1 protein-coding gene is annotated in these 7,898 nt (G+C 66.4%); it reads right to left on the reverse strand.

Annotation, left to right across the window (positions count from 1 at the left end):
* Positions 1 to 7,898: non-ribosomal peptide synthetase (locus AWB78_RS40525; RefSeq protein WP_157697822.1), on the reverse strand; the 7,898-nt coding region annotated here is incomplete at both ends.

Below are 7,898 nucleotides of genomic sequence, written 5' to 3' on the forward strand. Positions count from 1 at the left end.
TTGCGCCAGTATTGCGTCTGGCGTTCGAGCTCGGCGCCGGTGAGCCAGCCGCGTTGCCACAGCGTGTAGTCGGCGTATTGCACGGGCAGCGCGGGCAGCCCGAGCGGCTCGCCGGTGAGCGCAGCCGTGTAGCATGCGCCGAGTTCGCGCACCAGCACGCCTGAGGACCAGCCATCGGAGACGAGGTGATGCACGGTGAAGAGCAGGACGTGCTCTTCGGGCGCGAGGCGCAGCAGTTGCGCGCGCAGCAGCGGACCGTGTTCGAGATCGAAGGCACGCGCGGCCTCGTCTTGCGCCAGACGCCGGACTTCAGCGGTCTGTGCATCGGGAGCGAGCGTGTCCAACTGAATGAGCGGCAGCGCGATCTGCAATTCCGCAGCGATGCACTGCACGGCTTCACCGTCGTGTTGTGCGAACGACGTGCGCAGGCTCTCGTGCCGGGTCACGATGGCGTTCAGGGCGGCGCCGAAGGCGGGCACGTCGAGCGCACCGCTTAGCCGCATGGCCACCGGGATGTGATAGGCGGACTGGCCCGGGGCGAGCTGCTCGAGGAACCACAGCCGCTCCTGCGCGAAGGACAACGGCAGATGCGACGGACGGGGCTGGGCCAGCAGGGGCGGACGCGCGGGCGCGAGGCCAGGCCCGGCATCGTCTTCGATGGCCTGGGCCAGCGCGGCGACCGTGGGCGCGTCGAACAGTATGCGCAGGGGCAGCTCTCTGTCCAGCACGGTGCGCAGTTGCGAGATGAGGCGGGTGGCGAGCAGCGAATGGCCGCCCAGCGAGAAGAAGCTCTCGGACACGCCGACGCGTTCGAGGCCCAGCACGCTGGCAAAGGACTGGGCGAGCGTGTGTTCGAGCGGGGTGCGCGGAGCGACGTACGCACTCAGGTCTTGCCACTGCGGGTCGGGCAGCGCGCGGCGGTCGAGCTTGCCGTTGGGCGTGAGCGGGAGCGCATCGAGCATGACGAAGGCGGCCGGGACCATGTAGTCGGGCAGGCGTTCGGTCAGGTGGATGCGCAACGCCTCGACCAGACCCGCGGCATCGGAGGTGAGCGTGACATAGGCGACCAGGCGCTTGTCGGCCGAACGGTTGCTCCCGCTGTCGTCGCGGGCGATGACCACCGCTTCGCGCACCGCAGGATGACTGGCGAGTTGCGCCTCGATCTCCCCGAGTTCGATACGGAAGCCGCGAATCTTGACCTGATGATCGTTACGGCCGAGGAATTCGAGATTGCCGTCGGGCAGCCAGCGGGCGAGATCGCCGGTGCGATACATGCGCGCGCCGCGCTCGCCATTGAACGGATCGTCAACGAAACGTTCAGCGGTAAGTGCCGGACGATTCAGATAACCGCGTGCAACGCCGGCACCGCCGATATAAAGCTCGCCGATCGCGCCCGGAGGCACCAGTTCGCCGTGCACATCGAGCAGGTAGATCCGCGTATTGGCGATCGGGCGGCCGATGGGAACGGTGGCGCCGGTCAGCATGCCTGTTGCGGCATCGAGCGGGCAACTGGTGGACCAGATCGTGGTCTCGGTCGGCCCGTACAGATTGAGCAGCGATCCAACCTTGGCGGCGAGGCGGGTTGCCAGCTCACCGGACAGCGCTTCGCCGCCGCACAGGGCGGCGAGGCCGGGGCGTCCTTGCCACTGCGCGTCCAGCAGCATGCGCCATGTCGAAGGCGTGGCCTGCATGATGCTGATGTCGAACTCCTCGACGATCGTTTGCAGCGCGGCGGGATCGCCTGCATCGCTGCGTCGCGCCAGCAGCAGCATGGCCCCTGTAGCCAGCGGCAGAAACAGCTCGAGTCCGGCGATGTCGAAAGCGATGGTGGTGAGGGCGAGCATGCGCTCAGGTGGACTGATGGCTGTGACGTCGGTCATTGACGACAGGAAGTTGACCACCTGGCGGTGCTCGACCATCACGCCCTTGGGCTTGCCGGTGGATCCGGACGTATAGAGCGCGTAGGCGAGGTGACCGGAGTGCAGACCCGGCACGATCGGATCGTGCTCGTGTTCGTGGTTCCTTTGCGCCACGGCATCATGGAAGGACACCGGATCGAGGACCGGCAGATCGCCGGTATCGCCGAGCGCTTCCCGCCCGGGTGCATCGGCGATAAGCAGAACTGGCGCGGCATCGTCGAGGATGTGGGTGAGACGCTCGCCCGGATAGGCCGGATCGAGCGGCACATAGGCGCCGCCCGCCTTGAGGATCGCCAGCAGCGCGATGACCAGCTCGTGGCTGCGGGCCAGGCACAGAGCCACACGGCTTTCGGGGCGCACGCCCAGACTCATCAGATGACGGGCCAGGCGATTGGCGCGCGCATTGAGTTGCGCATAGGTGAGTGACACGTCTTCGAAGACGAGCGCGGTCGCATCGGGCGTCCGTTGAACCTGTTGCTCGAACAACTGATGGATGCACAGATGTTCGGGATAAGCCGCAGCCGTGTCGTTCCAGCGTTCGAGCAGCGCGTGCTCCTCGGGCAGCACGAACTCGAGCGCATGCAACGATGCATCGGGCTGATCGAGCGCTTGCTCCAGCAAACGCGTGAAGCGTTCACCGAGCCTGACGATGGTGCACTCGTCGAACAGATCGGTGGCGTAGCTGAAGCTGCCCGCGAGGCCGTCTTCCGTATGCGTCAGATTCAGCGTGAGATCGAACTTGGCGCCGGCGTCGACTGCGGGCAACAACTCCAGATCGAGCCCTGGCAGGACGAGCGGTTCCATCGGCGCGTTCTGCAACACGAACATGACCTGGAACAGCGGCGTGCGGCTCGTGTCGCGAGCCGGTGAGAGCGCCTCGACGAGCTTCTCGAACGGCAGATCCTGATGCGCGTAGGCGGCAATCGTCGTGTCGCGGACTTGCGCGAGCAGATCACGCAACGAGGGCTTGCCCGAGAGATCGGCGCGCAGCACCAGCGTATTGACGAACAGGCCGATGAGCGGCTCGACGTGTGCGTGCGTACGGTTGGCGATGGGCGAGCCGACGGCCACCTGCGACTGTCCGGAGAGCCGCGCGAGCAGGGTCTGGAACACGGCGAGCAGCAGCATGAAAGGCGTCACGCCTTCGCGTTGAGCAAGCGTGTGCAGGCGTTCGGACAGCTCGAGACTCAGCGCAAAGGGCAGCGTCGCGCCACATCCGCTGATCTGCGCGGGACGCGGGCGGTCGGTGGGCAAATCCAGCGGCGCGAGGTCGGCAAGCTGACGGCGCCAGTATTGCGTCTGACGCTCGAGCTCGGCGCCGGCGAGCCAGTCGCGCTGCCACAGCGTGTAGTCGGCGTATTGCACGGGCAGCGGCGGCAACGCGAGCGCTTCGTTGCGCAGAAGAGCCGCATAGCAAGCGCCGAGTTCACGCACCAGCACGCCGGTGGACCAGCCATCGGAGATGATGTGATGCATCGTGAAGAGCAGCACATGCTCTTCGGGCGCGAGGCGCAGCAGTTGCGCGCGCAGCAGCGGACCATGTTGCAGATCGAAGGCACGCGCGGCTTCGTCTTGCGCCAGACGCCGGACTTCCGCGGCCCGTGCATCGGGAGCGAGCGGGTCCAGCTGAATGAGCGGCAGCGCGATCCGCAACTCGGCAGCGATGCACTGAACGGCCTGTCCGTCATGATCCGCGAAACACGTGCGCAGGCTCTCGTGACGTGCAACGAGGGCATTCAGGGCAGCATGGAAGGCGGGCACGTCGAGCGCGCCACTCAGGCGCACGGCCGCCGCGATGTTATAGGTGGACTGCCCCGGATTCAGTTGCTCGAGAAACCACAGCCGTTCCTGCGCAAAAGAGAGCGGAAGATTCGCAGGGCGCGGCAGCGCGTGCAGGGGCGGCAGCGAGCTCGGGCCGCTTTCCGGCTCGTCGAGCGAAAGCGTCTCGGCGAGCGATGCGACGCTGGGCGCATCGAACAGGGTGCGCAGAGACAGCTCGATCGAGAGGGCTTCGCGCAAGCGCGAAACGAGTTGCGTTGCAAGCAGCGAGTGTCCACCGAGCGCGAAGAAGTTATCGAAGACGCTCACACGCTCGAGACCGAGCACGCTGGCAAAGCATTGCGCGAGCGACTGCTCGACCGGGGTGCGCGGTGCGACATAGTCGTCATGGTCTTGCCACTGCGGGTCGGGCAGGGCACGGCGATCGAGCTTGCCGTTGGTGGTGAGCGGCAATCTGTCGAGCGTCACGAATGCCGATGGCACCATATAGTCGGGCAAACGCGAGGCGAGATGCTCGCGCAGGAGATCGGTATCGATCCTGGAAACGAGCGTGACATAGGCGACGAGTTGCTGATCCTGCGCATCTTCATGTCGCGCACGCGCGAGCACCACCGCTTCACGCACAGCAGCATGGCTGGCGAGTTGCGCCTCGATCTCCCCGAGCTCGATACGGAAGCCGCGAATCTTGACCTGATGGTCGTTGCGGCCGAAGAACTCGAGACTGCCGTCCGGCAGATGGCGCGCGAGGTCGCCCGTGCGATAGAGGCGAGCACCAGGAACGAACGGATCGTCGATGAAGCGCTCCGCCGTGAGCTCAGGCCGATTGAGGTAACCACGCGCCACGCCCGCGCCGCCGACGTAGAGCTCGCCCACCGCGCCGACAGGCGCCAGTTGACGTTGCGCATCCAGCACGTAGACGGTCAGGTCGGGAATACGCACCCCGATCGGGCTGTTGCTGTCGGCACAATCCTCGCGCGTCAGCGGCCGGTAGGTTACGTGCACGGTCGTCTCGGTGATGCCGTACATGTTGATCAGTTGCGGCTTCCGGTCCGAATGCCGCGCGTACCAGGGGTCGAGCATCGACGGATTCAGCGCCTCCCCGCCAAAGATCACGTAGCGCAAGGCAGTGGATTCGTCGCTGGTTTCCTGTGCCTGGATGAGCGCGCGAAATGCGCTGGGCGTCTGATTCAGAACGGTGACGCCCTCCCGCTGAAGCAGGCGAAGGAAATCGGGTGCGAAGCGCGCCACATGCTGCGGCACGATCACGAGCTTGCCGCCATGGCGCAGCGCGCCCCACAACTCCCACACCGAGAAATCGAAGGCGAACGAGTGGAACAGGCACCAGACATCGTGTTCATCGAAGCCGAACCAGTCCTGCGTCGCGTCGAACAGGCGCACGATCTGCGCATGCTCGACCATCACGCCCTTCGGCTTGCCGGTGGAGCCGGAGGTGTAGATCACGTAGGCGAGGTTAGGCGCGGCGACCCGCGTTTGCGGATCGTCCGGCGAGAGTTCGCAATCGGGCGATGCGTTCGGATCGATCACGGCGAGCGTACCCGTGTCGCCCAGCGCTTCGCGGCCCGCCGTGTCGGCAAGCAACAGGCGCGGCGTGGAATCGGTAAGGATGTGGGTGAGACGCTCGCCCGAATAGGCCGGATCGAGCGGCACATAGGCCGCGCCCGCCTTGAGAATGGCCAGCAGCGCGACGACCATGCCGATGCCGCGCTCGACGCACAGCGCGACTCGATCCTCCGGGCCCACGCCCAGCGCGATCAGACGATGCGCAAGCCGGTTCGCGCGCGCATTGAGTTGCGCATAGGTGAGCGACTCGTCTTCGAAGACCAGCGCGATTGCATCGGGCACGCGTCGAGCCTGTTGCTCGAACAACTGATGGATGCACACATCCGCGGGATAAGCCGCGTCGGTTTTGTTCCAGGTCTGGACCAGCAGGGTGCGCGTTTCGGGCGGCACGATCTCGAGCCGGTTCACCGGCGTCTGGGGGGCCTCCTCCAGCGCATGGCCGAGGCTTTCGAGCGCCTGCTGCATGTAGCCGCACACGGCGTCGGGCGACACCGGCTCAACGACCTGGACAGTCAATTCCAGACTGTCGCCATTGTCGTCGATCGACAGGGTGAGCGGATAATTCGTGCGTTCCTGCGCACTCAGCATGTCGATGCCGGAGAGGGCGCGCTCGTCGCGGGAGGACGCAGAGCGGTTGTGCCGGTAGTTGAGCAGGGAGCCGAAAAGCGGTGTAGGGGCGGCCACGCCGCTGCAGCGCTGCGCGAGCGGGAGCGGCGCATGTTCATACCGCAGCAGCGCCGCGAGACGTGCATGGGTGTGACGCACGCTGTCAGCCACGCCGGTCGCATCGACGTCGATGCGAATGGGCAGGGTGTTGATCAGAAGACCCAGCACGCGGTCAGTGCCGGCTTGCGTCCGGCCCAGCAGCACCGTGCCGAACACGGTCTGGCCGCCCTCGTCCTTTGCGCTGACCGCGCTCAGCACACGCGCCCACGCGAGGTGACAGAGACTGGCCAGATTCACCCCGAGCCGGCGCGCCTGGGCGCGCAGCCGTACGTTGAGATCGGCGGGTATCGTGACATGGGCTTCTGCCACCGCGGTGCCGTCGCCTTGCAAATCGGCGAGGCCGAACGGCAGCGTGGGTTCGCTGACTTCGGCGAGCATCTCCCGAAAGAAAGCCTCGTGCTCCAGCTCGCTCGCACCGAGCCGCGCCTTGGCGACGAGGTTGCGGAACGGCTGCGGGTCCGGAAGCTGCCCGGCGCGGCCCGCCATGAGCATCTGCATTTCCGCCTGCATGACATCGAGCGTGGTGTGATCGCCGATCAGGTGATGCCAGTCGAGCTGGACGAGCCAGCGCCCGGACCCCGACTCGGGGGCGATCGCCAGACGCAATAGCGGCGCCTTCGTCAGATCGAGGCGCAGCGCGCTCGGGTCGAAATGGCGCGCGAACGGATCGCTGGCCAGGCCTTCGGCGGGATCGGGTTCGAGCTCCGTGATCGTCACGAGCGCGCGGCGGCAGACGACCTGGACGGGTTCGGTGAGTCCGTCGTGGATGATCGCGGTGCGCAGGATGTCGTGCCGGTCGACCACCTGCTGCAAGGCCGTGAGCCACGCTTCGAGGCGCGTGCGGCTGTCGAAGGCCATCCGGGTGGTGAGCAGATACGGATCGCCCGAGGTAGCGAGCAGGTGGTGGAACAGGATGCCTTCCTGAAGCGGCGAGAGCGCGTAGATGTCCTGGATATTTTTTACTCCGCCCGGAACGTGGCTGACGATCCGTTCGATATCGGCCCGGTTGAGCGAAGCGAGCGGCAGCATGTCCGGGGTGAGGATATCCGTCCCAGGAGGAATTGCATTGGGCGGCACCGCGAACTCGCGGGCCGGCGCGCCGTGTTCGAGCGCGGCGGCAAGCGCGCTGAGGGAGGGGGCGCCGAACAGCTCGTGTACGTTGGCATGAAGGCCCTGGCGGCGCAGCCGTTCGATGAGCGTGACCGCGAGCAGGGAATGGCCGCCGAGCGCGAAGAAGTTGTCGTGGCGGCCGACGCTCTCGACGCCCAGCAGTTCCGTCCACAGCTCGGCGAGGACGGACTCGGTCTCGCCCTGGGGGGCTTCATAGGGGCGCTGCGCGAAGGCGTCATTACCCGGCGCGGGCAGCGCACGGCGGTCGAGCTTGCCGTTGGGCGTGAGCGGCAGCGCATCGAGCATGACGAAGGCGGCCGGGACCATGTAGTCGGGCAGGCGTTCGGTCAGATGGATGCGCAACGCCTCGACCAGACCCGCGGCATCGGCGTCGGAGTTGAGCGTGACGTAGGCGACCAGGCGCTTGTCGGCCGAACGGTTGCTCCCGTTGTCGTCGCGGGCGATGACCACCGCTTCGCGCACCGCAGGATGACTGGCGAGTTGCGCCTCGATCTCCCCGAGTTCGATACGGAAGCCGCGAATCTTGACCTGATGATCGTTGCGGCCGAGGAATTCGAGATTGCCGTCGGGCAGCCAGCGGGCGAGGTCGCCGGTGCGGTACATGCGCGCGCCGGGCTCGTGGCTGAACGGATCGTCGAGGAAGCGTTCAGCGGTGAGATCGGCACGATTCAGATAACCGCGTGCAACGCCGGCACCGCCGATATAAAGCTCGCCGGTCGTGCCCGGAGGCACCAGTTGGCCGTGCGCATCGAGCAGGTAGAT

The organism is Caballeronia calidae (assembly GCF_900044055.2).
Taxonomy (GTDB): domain Bacteria; phylum Pseudomonadota; class Gammaproteobacteria; order Burkholderiales; family Burkholderiaceae; genus Caballeronia; species Caballeronia calidae.